Consider the following 16832-nt stretch of genomic DNA (forward strand, 5'->3'; position numbering starts at 1 on the left):
ATGGGCTCGTCTGTTTTGGGGCTATCGCTTGTGATTGGCGCGCAGGCGCTCATGGGCCGGGCGCGGCGTTTCTTTCACCCTGTCTGCCTGCTGGCCGAGCAGCGTCAGATAGCGGTGCTGCAACTGCGGCAGCACCGCGCGCCAGTCGTACTGCATGGCATGGCGGCGCGCGGCATGCGCCAGCGCCACCGGATCGCGTTGCCGTAGCGCACGCAGCGCCTGCGCGAAATCATCTGCGCGGCAATGCGGGACGGCATAGCCGACGGTCTCGTGCACCAACTCCGCCAAGCCTCCCGCCGAGCACGTCACCACAGGCACGCCGCTGGCCATGGCCTCCAGTGCGACGAGCCCGAACGTTTCCTGATCGCCCGCATGCACGAAGACATCGGCGCTGGCCATGGCCGCAGCCAACTGCTGCGCATCACCTTCATATGGCAAGGCGCGTACGTGTTTGCCGCGTGGTGGCGTCGGACCAGAACCGATGGTGATCAGCACGCTGCCATCGTCGAGCCTGTCCACCGCGTCGCACAACACGTGCAGGTTCTTTTCCGGCGCGTAGCGGCCCACATAAAGCAGCACGCGCGCGTCACGCGGCAGGCCAAGCTGTTCGCGCCAGCGCAGCGAGCGCCGCGCGGGGTGGAACAGGCGCGTGTCCACGCCAAGCGGTTGCAGTTCAATGCGTTGCACACCCAGGTCGGCCACCTTCTGGGCGATGTAGCGGCTGGGCACGAACACCGTGTCGAAGTGCGGATATAGGTTGCGTGCGTAGGCTGCTGCTGCCAGCTCGGCGGGCGGTCCGCCCAGGCGGCGGAAAAAGGCTGGCAAATCTGAATGGCAGAACGCCACCACCGGCACGTGCAGTCGCGTGCCCGCATGCAGTGCCGCCCACGCCAGCCAGTAGGGGTCACCTGCTTCAATCAGGTCCGGCGACAGCGCGCACAGTGCGCGCTCGGCCGGGCCGCAACGCAGCGGCACACGGTAGCCTGCGGACATCGGCAGCGGTACGCCGGGCACCACGGCAACCTCGTTGGATGCATCGTCTGCCGTGCCCGGCACCACCAGCGTGTGCCGCCAGAGTGTATCCCGCAGGAAGTCGTGCTTGGCGCGCAGGTAGCGCTTGACGCCGCCGCTCTCCGCCGCCCAAAACATCGTCACATCGGCCAAGTGGAGCGACGAGGTTGCTGCATCGTCAGCGCGGTCGTGGTGAGCGAGATGGTTTGGCAGCTTGCGCACGGGCGTCCTGTTGGTTCCTGTTGGTGGGCAGCGTGGTCAGACCTGGCGGCGCATCTCGGCCGGTGCAATGCGCATCAGCCCGCGGTACTTGGCCACCGTGCGGCGCGCAACGATCACACCTTGCTCAGCCAGCATCTTGGCGAGCGACACATCGGAGAGCGGCGCATCGGCGTCTTCGGCTTCGATCATTTCCTTGAGCAACGCCCGCACCGCTGCCGCTGAACATGCCCCACCTGTGTCGGTGGCGAGCTGGCGCGAGAAGAAATGCTTGAACTCGAAGAGGCCACGCGGTGTGGCCATGTACTTGTTGCCGGTGGCGCGCGAGATGGTCGACTCATGCAGGCCGAGCTCTTCGGCCACGTCACGCAGCACCAGGGGTTTCATGGCCACTTCACCGTATTCCAGAAAGTGCTTCTGGTGCGCGACGATGGCCTCGGCCACGCGCTGGATTGTGGCGAAGCGCTGCTGCGCGTTGCGGATCAGCCAGCGCGCTTCCTGCAACTGGTGGGCCAGCGGCGTGCGGTGGTGGCCGCGCGTCTGTGCAAAAAGTTCGGCATAGACCTTGTTGATGCGCGCGCATGGCGCGACCGCCGGATTGGTCACGGCCACCCACTTGCCCTTGATCTTGGTGACAAACACATCCGGCACGATGTAGCCCGCATGCGCCTGCGAGAAGCGCTGCCCCGGGCGCGGGTCCAGCCCACGGATCAATGCGCAGGCGTCGCGCAGTTCCTCTTCGGTGCAGCCGAGTGCGCGGCGCATCTGCACGAACTCGCGCTTGGCCAGACGTGGCAGATGGCTGCGCACGACATCCAGCGCGATCTCTTGAATACGTTCTTCGTCTTCGGTATCGGCCGGGCGTGCTTCGATCTGCAGGCGCAGGCATTCGGACAGATCACGCGCTGCCACGCCCGGCGGGTCCATGCTCTGTACCAGCGCCAGCGCGATCTGCATTTCTTTCTCGGTGGGCACGGGCTCTACAGGTGCCATCGGCATCAGCTCGGAGAGCAGCTGGCGCAGGTAGCCATCGTCGTCCAGGGCTTCAACCACGGTCTGCGCCAGCACGCGGTCGCGTTCCGACAGGCGGTAGCTCAGCAGTTCTTCGTGCAGGTGCTCGCGCAGGCTCGGGGTGGCGTGTACCCACTCGCCGATGTCGCTGTCTTCACCATCGCCATGGTGGTGGCCGTTGTGGCTGTAATAGGTGCTGAAGTCAGCAGGAAACTCTTCCGATGCAGCGATGGCCGGATCGGTTTCGATGGCGCTGGTGGTGGTCTCCAGCGGTACTTCATTTGCATGCGTAGTGTCAGCAGCAACGTCGTTTGGCCCGATGGCGGAGGAAACCTCACCTGTGTGCAGCATGCCGTCGGCCTGGGCCTGCTGCCCAGTCTCTTGTTCGACTTCTTCCAGGAACGGGTTGCTGGCGAGCGCTTCTTGCATTTCCTGCGCAAATTCGTTGGCAGACAACTGCAACAGTTTCACGGACTGTTGCAGTCGCGGCGTCAGCGCGAGATGCTGCTTTGCACGCATTTCGAGAGCGGCTTTGACCATTCGCCTTGCCTCCTTGGGTGAGTGGGCGCCAGTCTTGCGACCGACATGACTTTCCTCAGATGCAAAGCGTGTGCCATGTCAGTAAACGCAGATGCGACAAGGCTTTGCCGATGGCGGGCACGCCGTTTCTACATGGTCGTGTCGTTTTTATATGCACATTGTTGCCGGCACATGACAGTGTTGCCCGCACACATGGGCCGTATCGTGCAATGGCAACGGGTGGCATGGCAGGTATATGTGTTGCTGCGCTGACCAGGGAGCCGGCCGCACGCCGGCTTCGCGCTCCGTCACCGCCACACGTAAGGAGAAACCGATGCAACCACGTACGCTGACTGCTGCCCTCGCGGGTGCCATCCTGGCCCTCGGCATGGCAGCCCAGGCCCAGACCAGCCCCGCATCAGCAGATGCACCTAACAATGCGTCCAAGACGGGCGCGGATGCCATGGCCGCTGACGGCAATGCCGATGGTGCCAAGCCTAAGGCTAAGCATAAGACGTCGCACCACGCGAAATCTTCGAGCAAGTCCGGCGGATCGGGCGGCGCCAGCGCAGGTGATACGGCGGGTTCAGGCAAGGCAGCGGGCGGCAATGACGCGGCGGCACCGTCGGGTGCGGCCAAGCAGGGCCAGTAAGAGCCGCTAACAAAACCCAGCGTAGCGGTCCTGGCTAGGCGCGCCGACGCAGACAGTACAGGCAGTACGGCAAGGAGGCGTAACGACGCCAGGAGGGTTTTGTTAGCGGCTCTAAATGACCCATCCAGCAAACAACCCATGAGGAGGCCCGCCATGCGAGTCCCATCCTTGACGCGACCCCAGGCGGGCCGAACGGCGTGCGCCGCGCACACAGCCACGGAGCCCGTGCCGCGCCGCGCGCCGCATGAGCACCCGGGCCAGCGCACGCGCACGCATCCACGCTGACGTGCTCAGCGTGGATGCGTGCGATATGCAACGTCGAGGGCGTTCTGGATCAGGCCGCCATGCCGGCGGCAGCGGTGTTCTGGTAGAGATCGAGCCGGTTGTAGAGCGTCTTCAAACTCACGCCCAGCGTCTTGGCGGCCTGGCGCTTGTCACCATGAAAGTGCGCCAGCGTGGCCAGGATCAGCGTGCGTTGCGCATCGGCCAGCGTCACGCCCACCGACAGGCTCAGCACACCTTCCTTGACGCTCGGCTGCGCGGGGCCGCGCGGCGATGCCAGCGGGGCGGTCAGCTCGATGGTCTTCTCGCCGAGGATGTAGCCGCGCTGCACGGCGTTGCGCAACTCACGCACGTTGCCGGGCCATGCATGGTTGCGCAATACGCTGAGTGCCGCGCGCGAGAACACCTTGTCCGTCTGGTGTGCAGCATTGAACTGCGCAAGAAAGTGCAGGGCCAGCTCTTCGATGTCGTCGTCGCGATCGCGCAGCGGCGGCACGTGCAGCGGCACTACGGCCAAGCGGTACATCAGGTCTTCGCGGAACGTACCGTCGGCCACAGCCTCCATCAGGTTGCGGTTGGTGGCCGCAATGATGCGCACGCGCGTCTGGATCGGCTCGGTGCCGCCCACGCGCATGAAAACACCGGTCTCCAGCACGCGCAGCAGCTTGACCTGCATCTCCACCGGCATCTCGGTGATCTCGTCCAGGAAGATGGTGCCGCCGCTGGCGTGCTCGAAGTAGCCGATATGGCGCTGCGCTGCGCCGGTAAAGCTGCCCTTCTCGTGGCCGAACAGTTCGGACTCGATCAGGTTGGGCGAAATGGCGCCGCAGTTGACGGCGATGAAGGCTTGGTCCGCACGGGCGCTCATGTCATGCACCGTGCTCGCGATCAATTCCTTGCCGGTGCCCGACTCACCCATGATGAGCACGGTGGCCAGCGTGTTCGACACCTTGCCGATCTGGCTGTACAGCGCGCGCATCACTGGCGAGCGGCCATAGAGGTGGCCGAAATCGGGTTCCGCGATGGTCTGTCTGACTTGGTTGACAGAGGTGTCGGCTTCTGCCGGCGTGTGATCGGTATCGTCAAACTCGGCGAGTCCGGCCAGGCCAGGGGGGCAACGTAGGCGCCCGGCAGTGATTGCACGATCGAACGCGTTGGCTTCGCTCAAGGACATGGCTCCCTCTGGTCGGTCACGACGGGGACGTCCCGGCACGGAGCCGCTTGTTCAGCGATGCTGGCTCCCGGTGGCTTGGCGCGTCGTCATCCCGTCACATTGTGTTAAAAAGTTGAGCCATTATCGGGGCCGCCCTAGCGCGTTGTATGTCAGGCATGCGCTGACGTTTCGGCCATCCTGTCGGCCAAACGCTGACAAGAAACAGGCCCGAAACGTTGGCGGGGCGCAGGTTTTACTCCCGCTTCTCCTCTTCAAGCGGCCTATCGTGTCCATTCGGGCCAGCGGGTGGCGAAGCCGTGACCTTCTCATCTATGCTGAGATCACGCCTGTTTGGTTGGGCCGAACGCTCGGAGTGACGCCTCCGAGCCTTTTCTTGCACGAGAGCGTGTAAAAGTTACCGATCTGCGCATTGGCGACAAGGGCTTCGGGACGCAACCGCAGCGCCCGTCGCCGAGCGTGAATGCGATGGAATACTTTTTGCACCTGCCGCCTGCCCGCGCATGGAAGGCCTGCAGTTGCCCCGCGCATTGACCGCCGACGGTCCAATCGAACCGCCGGCCACCAATCGAATCGAGATGCCACATATTCTGATTGTCGAAGACGATGCCAATGCTCGCGCCGCCCTGGGTGAGCTGGTGAGCGCTGAAGGATTCACCACCGCGCAGGCTGGCTCACTGCGTGATGCGCGCATTCAGATGTCGCGCCACAGCCCCGACGCCATCCTGATCGATCTGCTGCTGCCCGACGGCAATGGCATGGATCTGATGGAAGACATCGCGCCGCACTCCGGCACCGAGATCATCGTCATGACGGGCCATGCCAGTGTAGAGACCGCCGTCGAGGCGCTGCGCATGGGCGCGGCCGACTACCTCGTCAAGCCGGTCAATTTCCAGCGGCTCAAATCCGTGCTTGCGCGCATTCCGCGCCCGGGGGATCTGAAAGCCGAGATCGGCAACCTGCGCGGCGAGTTGCGCCGGCTGGGTCTGTTCGGCCAGATGCTCGGCAACTCGCCGGTCATGCAGACGCTGTATGACCAGGTGAGCCGCGTGGCACCCACCGAGGCGACGGTGCTGCTCATCGGCGAGTCGGGCACCGGCAAGGAGTTGGCCGCGCAGACGATTCACGATTTGAGCCTGCGCCGCAAGCAGCCGTTCTTGCCGGTCAACTGCGGCGCCATCTCACCCAACCTGATCGAGTCGGAAATGTTCGGCCACGAGCGCGGCAGCTTTACCGGCGCCGATCGGCAGCACAAGGGCTACTTCGAGCGCGCCAACGGCGGCACGCTGTTCCTCGATGAAATTACTGAGATGCCGATCGAGCTGCAGGTGAAACTGTTGCGTGTGCTGGAGACCGGTGTGTTCATGCGGGTGGGCACTAACCGCGAGATTGATTCCGACGTGCGCGTGATCGCCGCCACCAACCGCGATCCCGAAGAGGCCGTGGCCGACGGCAAGCTGCGGGCAGACCTGTATCACCGCCTGAACGTGTTCCCGCTGCAATTGCCCCCGCTGCGCGAGCGCGGCAAGGATGTTGAACTGCTGGCGCAGCATTTCCTGGATCAGCTCAACGCACAGAACAACACCAAGAAGGCATTTCTGCCGCCCGCGATGGACACGCTGCGCGCCTACAACTGGCCGGGCAACGTGCGCGAACTGCGCAACTATGTACAGCGCGCGTTCATCCTGTCGGACGACGCGGGCATCGACACGGCCAACGTGCCGCTGCAGGTGTCGAGCACGCAGGCCACGTCCGGCTCCACGCTGACGATTTCGGTGGGCACATCACTGGCCAGTGCCGACAAGAAGATCATCCTGGCCACGCTGGAGCAATGTGGTGGTGTGAAGAAGCGCGCCGCCGAGCTGCTCGGCATTAGCCTGAAGACGCTCTACAACCGGTTGGAGGAATACGGCAACAGCGAAGACGGTGACGACAGCGCCGGCCCGGCGTCGGGCCGACCGCACGCCACCGAGGCATAGGCGGCGCGTATCGACGATTTTGCGGGCGTGGTACGCCGCTTGCTGGCCATGGGGAGTCTCTGCCGCATCCGCGGCAAACCTACCCCACCGCACAGGAGATTGCCATGCTGCGTTACGCCGTCATCTTTTTCATCATCGCGCTGATCTCGGCCGCCCTTGGGTTTGGCGGCATTGCTGCCAGCGCAGCCGGCATTGCCAAGATCCTGTTCATGATCTTCGTGGTGCTGTTCGTGGTGAGTCTGCTTTGGGGCCTCGTCGCCGGGCGCAGGTGAGGGCGCAGCCAACCTCGTGCGCGTACCGATCCACACGCGATGCAATCTCAGGAGCGCAGACCCATGGAACCGTCCCAGACCCATCCGTTTCCCAAATCCGATGGCAGCGGCAACCTGATCCGCGAAGACGTGGCGCAGGCTGCCGAGCGCGTGAAGGCGACCACCGCAAAGGCCATTGACCGCACCGCTGGCGCGGCTGCTGATGTACTCGATGAAGCCGCCGCCCGTCGCGAGCAGTGGCGTGCATCACCGCAGCGCTTTGCAAGCGATGCGGTGGCCTGCATGCGTAAGCATCCGCTGGCGACGATCGCGCTGGCCTTCGGTACGGGTTTTTTCCTCAGCCGGCTGCTGGGCGGCGGTGACGACTGAGCGACTGAGCCAGCGCCCCTGCTTGCGCGTATGCTGCGGGCTGACTACGCTCGAAGGCGGCGCGGGTTTGCGCGTGCCGCCCTCCTCAAGGACCCTTCATGCGCCTGGCCGCTTTCTTGATCGACCGCGACGTGCTCAAGCGCTCCACCCACGTGCTGATGGGTGCGGCGCGGCAGTGGTCTGTGCATCGCGCCGCCAGCAAGGGCGCGGCGCTGTCGTTCTACACGCTGTTCTCGATGGCGCCGGTGCTGGTGCTGGTCATCTCGATTGCCGGGCTGTTCTTTGGCGAACAGGCTGCGCGCGGCGAGATCTTCGGGCAGATCAAAGGCCTGGTGGGCGACCAAGGTGCGGCGGCGGTGGAGACGGTGCTGGCCGCCACCAAGCGCTCCGGCCACGGTCTGTTTGCCGCTGTGATGGCCGTTGTGCTGCTGGTGATTGGCGCCACCAGCGCCTTCTCCGAGCTCAAGAGCAGCCTGGATGAACTGTGGGAGGTGCCGCAGCGCCAACAGTCCGGCTTATGGGGGCTGCTGCGCGCGCGCCTGTTGTCGTTCAGCCTGATCCTGGTGCTGGCTTTTCTGCTGCTGGTGTCGCTCATCGTCAATGCGGCGCTGGCGGTGGTTCAGCGTTTCTGGGGGGAGATCTGGGCAGGCGCAGGCTTCTTCGCACCGGTGGCGGAGGCGCTGTCTGCCGTCTTTGCGTTTGCGGTGGTGTCGCTATTATTCGGCACCATCTTTAAGATGCTGCCTGAGACGCGCGTGGCCTGGCGCGACGTGGCCCTGGGCGCGGTGGTGACGGCCCTGCTGTTCACACTCGGCAAGCGTTTCATCGGGTTGTACCTCGGTAGCAGTGCCGTGGCGTCGTCGTACGGTGCGGCCGGGTCTGTGGTGGCGCTGATGTTGTGGATCTATTATTCGGCGCAGATTTTCTTCTTTGGCGCACTGGTGACGCGCCAGTACGCGCTGCTGTTCGGCAGCCGCCAGGAAGAGGCTGCCAGGGCGGCGGAGGCCATCACCGGTTCTGCCGCACGGGCAGCGCTGCTCAATTCGGCGCTGGCACCCGGCGCGGCTCCTACGGCCAATGGCATGCGCGACAGCGGGGGCTAATCCTGCGTCAGCCGTTCCAGCAGCACACCCGCGACAAACGCCAGGCCAATGGTCAGCACAGGATGCTGGTGCATGGAACTGCTGGCCTGTTCTGACGCGTTTGCGTGCAATGTTTTCAACTGCACGGCTCGCCGGTCGAATTGTGTGAGCGCGTTGGAGACGACGCCTGCCAGCCGGTCAATGCCTTCGGCTGTGGCGTCTTTCACACGCTGCGCGGTATGGTCGATCTGCGGATGCAGGGTGGTGATGGTGGCGCCGTTGGCGGGCGGTTTAGGGTTGAGCTCGGTCATGAAGGGGCTCCTGCAGTGCAATGGTCAATACCGCCAAGCAACTGCCATGCCCCCAACGCCATCCGGCCCAAAGCAAAAGGGCCACGACTTGTGGCCCTTGATACGGGTGAAGCAAAAAACTGCGCAACTAGCCGACCGTCACCACGGTTTTGCGCACGGCCAGGATTTCCGCTTGCAGCGCGAGCGCTGCGAGTACCCGCAGGCTGTCTTGCGGCAAAGCCTTGATCCGCTTGCGGCGATTGGCGGCACGCTGCTGACGCGCCGCACGCAGGCTTTCTGCGTCGAGTTGCCACGCACGGCGGGTGGTCTCGAGAATGCGCTGCACTGCGGGATCGACAGGGGTTCGACTACGCACGATTGGACTCCTTACTTCTTAACTTCTTTCAATGTCGCGAAGCACCACACCGTGTGGGTTTCGCGACGGACTCCACAATACGGGAGCTTCATGACAACTTCGATAACACCGTCTCCGAAAGGGTTGTCGGAGCATTCCGACAACGTATTGGTCTCCACCATCCGGCGGACGGTTCCTACGGAGTTTCCCTCGCTTGTGCATCGGGTCAGTTGATCCTAAGCAAGGTCGCCGATCGCGTACAATCTCGGCTGCCCCGGATTGACAACGCCGCTCGGGCAGTCCATCGGCCGTCAGGATGACCCCCGCCGGCCGGCGCACACACCCTGTGTGCATTCATCCGCATTTTTCACCCCTCCCTTTCGGTTTTTGCCCGTGAGTACGCTGCAGCAGGAGATCCGGCGCCGCCGGACGTTCGCCATCATTGCCCACCCGGACGCGGGTAAAACCACGTTGACGGAAAAACTGCTGTGGTTCGGCGGCGCCATTCAGATGGCCGGCGCTGTGCGCGCGCGCAAGGCCAACCGCCACGCCACCTCCGACTGGATGGAGATGGAAAAGCAGCGCGGCATCTCGGTCACGTCGTCGGTGATGCAGTTCCCGTATCAGAACGACGGCGGTGACTACATCGTCAACCTGCTCGACACCCCGGGCCACGAAGACTTCTCGGAAGACACCTACCGCACGCTCACCGCAGTCGACTCCGCCGTGATGGTGATCGACTCCGTGAACGGCGTGGAAGCGCAGACCATCAAGCTGCTCAATGTCTGTCGCCTGCGCAGCACGCCCATCCTTACGTTCATCAACAAGCTCGACCGTGAAGGCCGCGCGCCCATCGAGCTGCTCGACGAAATCGAAAGCGTGTTGCAGATCCAGTGCTCGCCGATGACGTGGCCGATCGGCATGGGTAAGTCGTTCAAGGGCGTGTATCACCTGGTGAACGATACGGTGCAGCTGTTCGACCCGAACGCCGACAGCGAGAAGGGTGCGACTGCGGGCCTGATCCAAGGGCTCGATAACCCCGAACTGGACCGCGTGCTCGGCTCGCAGGCGGAAGAACTGCGCATCGACATCGAACTCGTACGCGGTGCTTCGCACACATTCGACAAAGAGGCCTTCCTGGCCGGCAAGCAATGCCCGGTGTATTTCGGCTCGGCGGTGAACAACTTCGGCGTGCAGTCGCTGCTCGACGCGCTGGTCGGCCAATCGCCGGAGCCGCTGGCGCGCCCGACCGAAACACGGGAAGTCAAGCCGATGGAAGAGAAGTTCACCGGCTTCGTCTTCAAGATTCAGGCCAACATGGACCCGAAGCACCGTGACCGCATCGCCTTCGTGCGTGTGTGCTCGGGCCGTTTCGAGCGCGGCATGAAGCTGTTGCAAGTGTCGACCGGCAAGACGGTGGCCATCAACAACGCCATCACCTTCATGGCGCAGGACCGCAATACGACGGAAGAGGCGTTTGCCGGCGACATCATCGGCGTGCCCAACCACGGCACGATTCGCCTGGGCGACGCGTTTACCGAAGGCGAGGCACTGAAGTTCACGGGCATCCCATCGTTTGCGCCGGAATTCTTCCGCCGTGCGCGGCTGAACAATCCGCTGCGGCTCAAGCAGCTGCAGAAGGGGTTGCAGCAGCTGGCCGAAGAAGGCGCCACGCAGATGTTCCGCCCGATTGCATCAAACGATCTGGTGCTGGGCGCGGTCGGTATCCTGCAGTTCGACGTGGTGGCGCACCGCCTCGAGCATGAGTACGGCGTCGATGCCATCTTCGAACCGCACGAATGCGCCACCGCCCGCTGGCTCAGGGGCAAGCCGGAAGACATCGACAAGCTGATCGACAAGGCTGGCCACAACGTGGCCCTGGATGGCGCGGGTGACTACGTCTACCTGGCGCCGAGCAACGTGAACCTGCGGTTGACGCAGGAGCGGTTTCCGGACATTCAGTTCCTGGAGACGCGGGAAATCGTTTAAGACGAGTAGCAAGAAGAAACGGGGCCGAGTGCCCCGTTTTTTTTTGTGCGCTATCGGCTGTTCGCGCGCTGTATCCGTACCCGCACGGCATCGAGCCCGCTGCTCGTATCAAAGACGGCATCGTCCGCAAAGACGGGCTGCGCAAGGCGCTTCAGCGCGCTGTTGCCTGCAATCTCCACCGCCAGCCGCGCGCCACGCTCGAACGCATGCCGCATCGTGTCATGCCAGAGCACGGGCCGCGCCATGTTCCAGGCCAGATCCTCGACGATGAGATTGGCGCGGAAGAGCGCGCGTGCACGGCTGCTGCTGATGTAAGTGCGTTGCGGCGCGTGCGGTGTCACCTTTGCAGCGGCAGCAGACAATTCAGCAGCTTGCGCATCGAGCAACGGGCAGTGCGACGGTACCGCCATGCACAACCGCGCCACCGTCGATGCACCTGCTGTTTGCGCACGTGTCATGACCTGCGCGAGCGCGGCATCGTTGCCCGCCACGACAATCTGCCGCTCCGCATTCAGGTTGGCCACATAGGCGGGCGTTGCCGCTGAGTGGACTTGCGCAACGATGGCACCCACCTGCGGCTCGGCCAGGCCGACGATGGCCGCCATCCCGTAGCCGCTCGGATACGCGTCTTCCATGAGTTGCCCGCGCAGGCGGACCAGCCGCAGTGCGTCGCTGAAATCCAGCACGCCTGCCACGACCGCGCCGGGCCACGCGCCGATCGACAGGCCCGCCACCATATCCGGCGCGGCGTTCTGTCGAACCAGCGTACGTGCCACGGCCACACCAGCAATCAGCAGGCATAGCTGGACGGCCACGGTCGACTGCAATGCCTCTGCGGTATCGAGTGTGAGCGGATCAACGCCCAGCACGTCGCCCGCCTCGGCCAGCGCTTGCGCGACGGCGGGGTCCTCAGGCAACGCGCGCAGCATGCCCACGCGCTGACTGCCCTGGCCGGGGAACATGAAGAGGACGCTCATGCGACATCGCTCCATGGGTCTGCGACGAGGCGGGGGCCGTGGTCAGTCTTGAGCAGCGTCTTGTGAGGCGAGGCAAGCCAGTCGCGTAGGGCGAAGCCGCCGTGGCCGGTGTCGATCTGCAAGTCCACGCGGCATTCGGTATCGCTCAGCAGACCGACGAGGTGATCGCGCTGCGCAGTGGATGGCGCGTGCGGCATGCGCATGACGAGGTCGAGATCACTGTCCGCATGCAGCACCGGCAAGCCGCTGGCGAGCGTAAAGCCCGTACCGCCGGTCGGACCCCATGCCCAACCGAGTGCGTTGAGTTCCGGCGCCAACGCACGCAAGGTACGGAGTGCTGCAAATGGCGCATCGTTAGCGATGGTGGCGGTTGTGGACGCCAGGGCTTCGGGCGTGATGATGCGTGTGATGGTGCTGACGGCCACGGTGGCCGCGCAACGCTCGCTCCGCGCGCTGCCGCGTAGGCCCACCGGGATCACACCATCAGGGCCGCGCGGTGCCCGGCGCACGACAACGGGCGCCCCCTGCCGGCATGCCGCAAGTGCCCAGTCCGGCAAGGGTGTGCCGTCTGCTGTTGCCGGCATCTCGGACAACCACAGCAGATCGTGCGCGCGCAGCGGCGTGGGTGTCATCGCAGCAGCGCTTGCGTGGCCAGGAACAGGACCGACGGCCCGAGCAGGCAACCAAGACCCGTATGGAACGTCGCCACCAGCGAGCCGTAGGGCACCAGGCGCCGGTCCGTGGCGGCAAGCCCGGCCGACACGCCGCTGACCGTACCCGCCAACCCGCCGAACACCATGGCCGCACGCGGGTTGTTCAGGCCCAGGGCCTTGGCCGCGAAGGGCGTGCCGACCATCACCAGGATCGCCTTGACGAGCCCCGTGGCAATCGACAGCGCCATCACGTCGGAGCTGGCACCCAGCGCCGCGCCCGTCACCGGCCCGACGATGTACGTGACCGCTCCCGCGCCGATGGTGGTGACGCTCACTGCATCGGTATAGCCGAAGGCGTAGGCAACGCAGGCCCCGACGATGAACGGCAGCACCGTCCCCAGCAGCAGTGAAACAGCGCCGATCAGGCCGGCCTTGCGCGCCTCGGTCACCTGCACCTCGAAGGCGGTAGCGACGATGGCGAAGTCGCGCAGCATGGCGCCACCCATCAGGCCGATGCCGCCGAACAGCTTCAGGTCAGCCAGGCCGCGTTCGCCGCCGGTCTGTATGCCGCCCCAGTAGGCCAGCACCAGCCCGATCATGATGGCGATGGCAGAGCCGTGTACGCGCCCAAACGTCAACTTCTTCGATAGCCACATCGACAGGCCCATGACGATGCCGACCAGCGCAAAGGCCGCTACCAGCCCGTTGTGCTGAAGAACCTTCTCTAGCATTGACAACATGGTGGGTCTCCTTAGGCGCGGGCCTGTTCGGATTCAGGCAGCGGTGGCAGCGGTTGCCGGTTTTCCGCCTTGCCGGTGCGGTTGATGAGCGCGATACACACGCCGCATACCGCCACCGCGCCGATTGCGCCCAGCAGCGCCACGGGGCCGCCGCGCAGCGCCGTCACCACGTTCTGCGTGGCCGCCATCGCTACCACCACGGGGATGTACATCGCGCCCCAGAAGGAGACGCCGGCTTCCGTGGCGGCTGGCATCAATCCGCGCTTGTGGAGGTAGAGGCGCGCGAAGATCAGCAGCAACATGGCGATGCCTACGCCGCCCACGTTGGCCTTGACGCCGATGGCCTGGCCGAGCAAGTCGCCCAGGAAGAGGCCGGCGATGTGACAGAGCGCCAGCAGGGTCGTACCGTAGATGATCACGTTTTGTCTCCTTTGGGAACGGCGATGGGTCGCCTGTTGTTGGGTTGTTGTGATCGAGGTTGGAAGACTATTTTTTTGCTGGTGGTGCATCTTGTGTTTCGTCCCCTGCCGGGGCCGACTCACTTTCTTTGTCTTGCCAAAGAAAGTAAGCAAAGAAAGGCGCGCCCGAGATGGCGACCCCTCCCTTGAATTTCTGTCGCAGGGAGGGAAGGGAGGCAAACTCGCTTCGCTCAGACAAGCCTCCCTTCTTTTTCCTCCCTGCAACAGAAATTCAAGGCGCCATCTAGGGCAGGGTACGGCCACACCGTCTGGGCGCATGGGTTAGCGGCCAGGTCATTTCTCCATGCGCTACGCGCTTTCCACTTGTGCGTTCCATTGCGCGCGTAGGCGCTCGCGTACTTCGGACGATGCCTTGCGCAGCGGCGAGCCTAACCGGTTCTCCAGGCCGCGCGAGGGGTCTGCCGCAATGTCGGACAGCGCGGCTGCCAGTGCGCTTTGCACGGTGTCGATGTCGGAGGCGTCGGGCGTGTAGGCAGACTTGACCTTCAACAACCGCCACAGAAGTCCGAGGGATGCAAAGCTTGCGATGTCGTAGGCCATGGGCGGGATCTCTTGCGCTAGGCGTTCCAGATCGGCCACGGAGCGCAGCGTCACGCGTGCGGCGGCGGCCTTGCCCATGGCGTGGACCATCACTTCGGCATCATCGAGTGCGAGCAGGCGATTGGCCTGGTAGCCGTGCGCAAGTAGCGCGCCCGACATGGCACGGCCGACGATCAGGCCGATCATCGGGTGTCCGGCAAGTCGTGCGGCGGCATACGCATCTGCGGCGGCGGCGAGGGCGAGGTGGATGCCATATGCCTCTTCGCGGCGCCCGTAGGCTTGGCTTGCTACGTCGATGATGGCGACGATGGCGCGCTTCTTTTCTTGCCCGGCGTCTTTTGCCATGACATCGCGCACGGCGCGGGCGAGTTGCCAGCCTTCGACCAGGCCGACTTCGCCGTTGCGGGCGCGCGGGAAGCGGTTTTCAGCATCGGGTACGACGGCGATGTAGCGCGCGGGCTGGTTTGCCAGCGTGGCATCAATGACTTGCAGCGTGCTGCCGTAGCCCGCAGCCGGCGTGCCGCCGGTGAGTGCACGCATCCAGGTTGCGCCGCGCGTAGAGAGTTCGGTCTGGCTCATGCTTGATCCTTGGCGGCGTAGAGCGTGCGTACATCTTCGGCCGTGGCCTGGCGCGAGGTGTCGACGGCGGCGAGTTGTTCGAGGTAGTGGTCGACCTGCTCGCTGCGCTGGTGTTTGGGCGCACCCGCCTGCAGCCATGCGATGACTTGCGCGCGGATCGAGACAGAATCGTCTTCGATGCACACATCGGCCAGGCCGGTGGCAGTGCGTTGTTCGCCGCCGGTCAGGCTCCAGATGAAGGGGCGGTCGCGCGAGTCGTATTCCTCGATGCCGGCTTCTTGCTCGATCACCTGCGGGCCATTGAGGCCGAGGCGTGCCTCGCGCGTCATCAGCAGGTAGCTGCACAGGCCGGCGGCGATGCTCATGCCACCAAAGCAGCCGACCACGCCAGCGGTGATGCCGATCACCGGGCCGTACACGCGCAATGCGCGGATGGCCGCGTGAATCTCGGCAATGGCGGCCAAGCCAAGATTGGCTTCCTGCAGCCGCACACCGCCGGTCTCGAAGACGATCACGGCGCGCGTGGGGATGCCGTTGCGATTGTCTTCTGCTGCCAGCTCCAGCGCGCCTGCGATCTTGGCGCCAGACACCTCGCCCATGCTGCCGCCCTGGAAGGCGCCTTCAATGGCGAGTACCACGGCGGGTTGCCCGCCCAGCGTGCCGCGCGCGACCACCACGCCATCATCGGCCTGCGTGACGATGCCCTGGCGCGGCAGCCAGGGGGAGGTCAATTGCTCGAACGGATCGAGCAGCTCGCGGAAGGTGCCGGGGTCGAGCAGGGCAATGGCGCGGCGGCGCGCATCGCGTTCGATAAAGCTGTCGCGTTCAATCGGGTTGCGTGACATGGCGTCTCCTTAGGGTTGCGCGAGCGCTTCGAGCGCCTGCTCAAGCCGCAACCGCACCACGGCCGGTGTTGCGCCGAAGTCGTTGATGGTGATCTTGGCCGCCGGCCATGCATGCGAGCCGAACACGCGCGCAAGCTGCGCCTGCCACGTCGCCCGCATGCCGTTGACGGAGGTGGTGATGGCCACGTCGATCTGGCCGGTGTTGCCAGGGGTGAGCAGCACCTCCAGGTCGCCCGAGCCGACCACGCCGGCATACGCACGTCGGCTGGCAGGTGCGCCGCCGGTGAATTGAAAATCAAGACGCTCCATGTTCGGTTTCCTGATGAGCGGATTCGAGATCGGACGCTGCGTGCGCGCTTGCGGGCAGGCGGTCGAGGAACAGCGTGGCGGCCAACAGGTCGGCTGCACCACCGGGTGACACGTGCAGCGCCAGCATGTCTTGTTCGAGCAGGCGGAAGGCGCGGCGGCCTTGCGGCGTTGCGAGCCCGCCTTCAGCGCGTACCGTTGCGGCGCCGGTTTGCACGACACGCAATGCTTCCGCGCCACCGCGTGCGAGCACGCAGGTGTCGTCCAGCGTGGCCATGACGGCGAGCAGCGCGTCTACGCGTGCGTGGTCTTCACGGATGCCTGCGGCGCGCGCCTGGCGCAATGCGGGCAGCGCCACCTTGATCACGTGCGGAAAGCCGGCACAGGCCTGGCCCTTGGCGCCGCCAACGCCGTAGTCGTTGCACGCGCGCTCGCCCTTGTGGCCAGTCGAGAAGGGCGCAAAGCGGTCGGGGATGTTGGCCAGGCGTGCTGCGCGATTCGCAACGGCGGCG

The 16832-nt window shown here is 64.8% G+C and carries 19 protein-coding genes; 6 read left to right on the plus strand and 13 right to left on the minus strand.

The window, feature by feature from the left end:
• Nucleotides 1–21: 21 nt before the first annotated feature.
• Together JHD73_RS04215 and JHD73_RS04220 are read right to left on the minus strand one after the other, a co-directional pair.
• Nucleotides 22–1233, minus strand: coding sequence for a glycosyltransferase (locus JHD73_RS04215; RefSeq protein WP_368735495.1), 1212 nt, complete (start codon nucleotides 1231–1233; stop codon nucleotides 22–24).
• A 36-nt stretch (nucleotides 1234–1269) separates the two neighbouring features.
• Entirely contained in the window at nucleotides 1270–2781 is a 1512-nt protein-coding gene (locus JHD73_RS04220; RefSeq protein ID WP_199028082.1) for an RNA polymerase factor sigma-54, read from the minus strand.
• Between the two features lie 313 nt (nucleotides 2782–3094).
• On the opposite strand from JHD73_RS04220, the gene JHD73_RS04225 reads away from it, so the two are divergent.
• Nucleotides 3095–3412: a hypothetical protein gene (locus JHD73_RS04225; RefSeq protein WP_199028084.1), complete on the plus strand. Its 318-nt coding sequence runs from the start codon at nucleotides 3095–3097 to the stop codon at nucleotides 3410–3412.
• A gap of 334 nt (nucleotides 3413–3746) precedes the next feature.
• Here JHD73_RS04225 and JHD73_RS04230 read toward each other — a convergent pair whose 3' ends face one another.
• Entirely contained in the window at nucleotides 3747–4868 is a 1122-nt protein-coding gene (locus JHD73_RS04230; RefSeq protein WP_199028086.1) for a sigma-54-dependent Fis family transcriptional regulator, read from the minus strand.
• A 575-nt stretch (nucleotides 4869–5443) separates the two neighbouring features.
• On the opposite strand from JHD73_RS04230, the gene JHD73_RS04235 reads away from it, so the two are divergent.
• The 4 genes from JHD73_RS04235 (at nucleotide 5444) to JHD73_RS04250 (ending at nucleotide 8588) form a co-directional block, all read left to right on the plus strand.
• Nucleotides 5444–6844 carry a sigma-54 dependent transcriptional regulator gene (locus JHD73_RS04235; protein ID WP_199028088.1) on the plus strand — a complete coding sequence of 467 codons (1401 nt, stop codon included), beginning with the start codon at nucleotides 5444–5446 and terminating at the stop codon, nucleotides 6842–6844.
• Nucleotides 6845–6948: 104 nt separating this feature from the next.
• On the plus strand, nucleotides 6949–7116 hold the full coding sequence (locus JHD73_RS04240) for a DUF1328 domain-containing protein (RefSeq protein ID WP_199028090.1): 168 nt from the start codon (nucleotides 6949–6951) through the stop codon (nucleotides 7114–7116).
• A gap of 63 nt (nucleotides 7117–7179) precedes the next feature.
• Nucleotides 7180–7485 carry a hypothetical protein gene (locus tag JHD73_RS04245; protein ID WP_199028092.1) on the plus strand — a complete coding sequence of 102 codons (306 nt, stop codon included), beginning with the start codon at nucleotides 7180–7182 and terminating at the stop codon, nucleotides 7483–7485.
• A 98-nt stretch (nucleotides 7486–7583) separates the two neighbouring features.
• Nucleotides 7584–8588 (plus strand): YihY/virulence factor BrkB family protein, encoded by a 1005-nt coding sequence (locus JHD73_RS04250; RefSeq protein ID WP_199028094.1) that lies wholly within the window; start codon nucleotides 7584–7586, stop codon nucleotides 8586–8588.
• Here JHD73_RS04250 and JHD73_RS04255 read toward each other — a convergent pair.
• Both JHD73_RS04255 and JHD73_RS04260 read right to left on the minus strand, forming a co-directional pair.
• Complete coding sequence (locus tag JHD73_RS04255) at nucleotides 8585–8878, minus strand: hypothetical protein (RefSeq protein ID WP_199028096.1); 294 nt, start codon at nucleotides 8876–8878, stop codon at nucleotides 8585–8587. The two genes, JHD73_RS04250 and JHD73_RS04255, sit on opposite strands and share 4 nt — an antisense overlap.
• A 127-nt stretch (nucleotides 8879–9005) precedes the next feature.
• Entirely contained in the window at nucleotides 9006–9233 is a 228-nt protein-coding gene (locus JHD73_RS04260) for a hypothetical protein (protein ID WP_199028097.1), read from the minus strand.
• Nucleotides 9234–9605: 372 nt separating this feature from the next.
• On the opposite strand from JHD73_RS04260, the gene JHD73_RS04265 reads away from it, so the two are divergent.
• Nucleotides 9606–11201, plus strand: coding sequence for a peptide chain release factor 3 (locus JHD73_RS04265; protein ID WP_199028099.1), 1596 nt, complete (start codon nucleotides 9606–9608; stop codon nucleotides 11199–11201).
• A gap of 50 nt (nucleotides 11202–11251) precedes the next feature.
• On the opposite strand, the gene mdcH is transcribed toward JHD73_RS04265, so the two are convergent.
• The 8 genes from mdcH to JHD73_RS04305 form a co-directional block, all read right to left on the minus strand.
• Entirely contained in the window at nucleotides 11252–12178 is a 927-nt protein-coding gene (gene mdcH / locus JHD73_RS04270; RefSeq protein ID WP_199028101.1) for a malonate decarboxylase subunit epsilon, read from the minus strand.
• Nucleotides 12175–12810 carry a malonate decarboxylase holo-ACP synthase gene (locus tag JHD73_RS04275; RefSeq protein ID WP_199028103.1) on the minus strand — a complete coding sequence of 212 codons (636 nt, stop codon included), beginning with the start codon at nucleotides 12808–12810 and terminating at the stop codon, nucleotides 12175–12177. The genes mdcH and JHD73_RS04275 overlap by 4 nt, the downstream gene beginning before the upstream one ends.
• On the minus strand, nucleotides 12807–13571 hold the full coding sequence (gene madM / locus JHD73_RS04280) for a malonate transporter subunit MadM (RefSeq protein ID WP_199028105.1): 765 nt from the start codon (nucleotides 13569–13571) through the stop codon (nucleotides 12807–12809). The genes JHD73_RS04275 and madM overlap by 4 nt, the downstream gene beginning before the upstream one ends.
• A gap of 11 nt (nucleotides 13572–13582) precedes the next feature.
• On the minus strand, nucleotides 13583–13990 hold the full coding sequence (gene madL, locus JHD73_RS04285; protein ID WP_199028107.1) for a malonate transporter subunit MadL: 408 nt from the start codon (nucleotides 13988–13990) through the stop codon (nucleotides 13583–13585).
• 348 nt (nucleotides 13991–14338) lie between these two features.
• Complete coding sequence (mdcE, locus tag JHD73_RS04290; protein ID WP_199028109.1) at nucleotides 14339–15169, minus strand: biotin-independent malonate decarboxylase subunit gamma; 831 nt, start codon at nucleotides 15167–15169, stop codon at nucleotides 14339–14341.
• Entirely contained in the window at nucleotides 15166–16014 is an 849-nt protein-coding gene (locus tag JHD73_RS04295; protein WP_199028111.1) for a biotin-independent malonate decarboxylase subunit beta, read from the minus strand. Before JHD73_RS04295 ends, mdcE begins: the two co-directional genes overlap by 4 nt.
• Nucleotides 16015–16023: 9 nt before the next feature.
• Entirely contained in the window at nucleotides 16024–16323 is a 300-nt protein-coding gene (locus tag JHD73_RS04300; protein WP_199028113.1) for a malonate decarboxylase subunit delta, read from the minus strand.
• Nucleotides 16310–16832: triphosphoribosyl-dephospho-CoA synthase (locus tag JHD73_RS04305; RefSeq protein WP_199028116.1), on the minus strand; the 523-nt coding region annotated here is incomplete at its 5' end. The genes JHD73_RS04305 and JHD73_RS04300, both read right to left, overlap by 14 nt.

The organism is Ralstonia sp. ASV6 (assembly GCF_016429285.1).
In the GTDB taxonomy this organism is placed as follows: Bacteria; Pseudomonadota; Gammaproteobacteria; order Burkholderiales; family Burkholderiaceae; genus Ralstonia; species Ralstonia flaminis.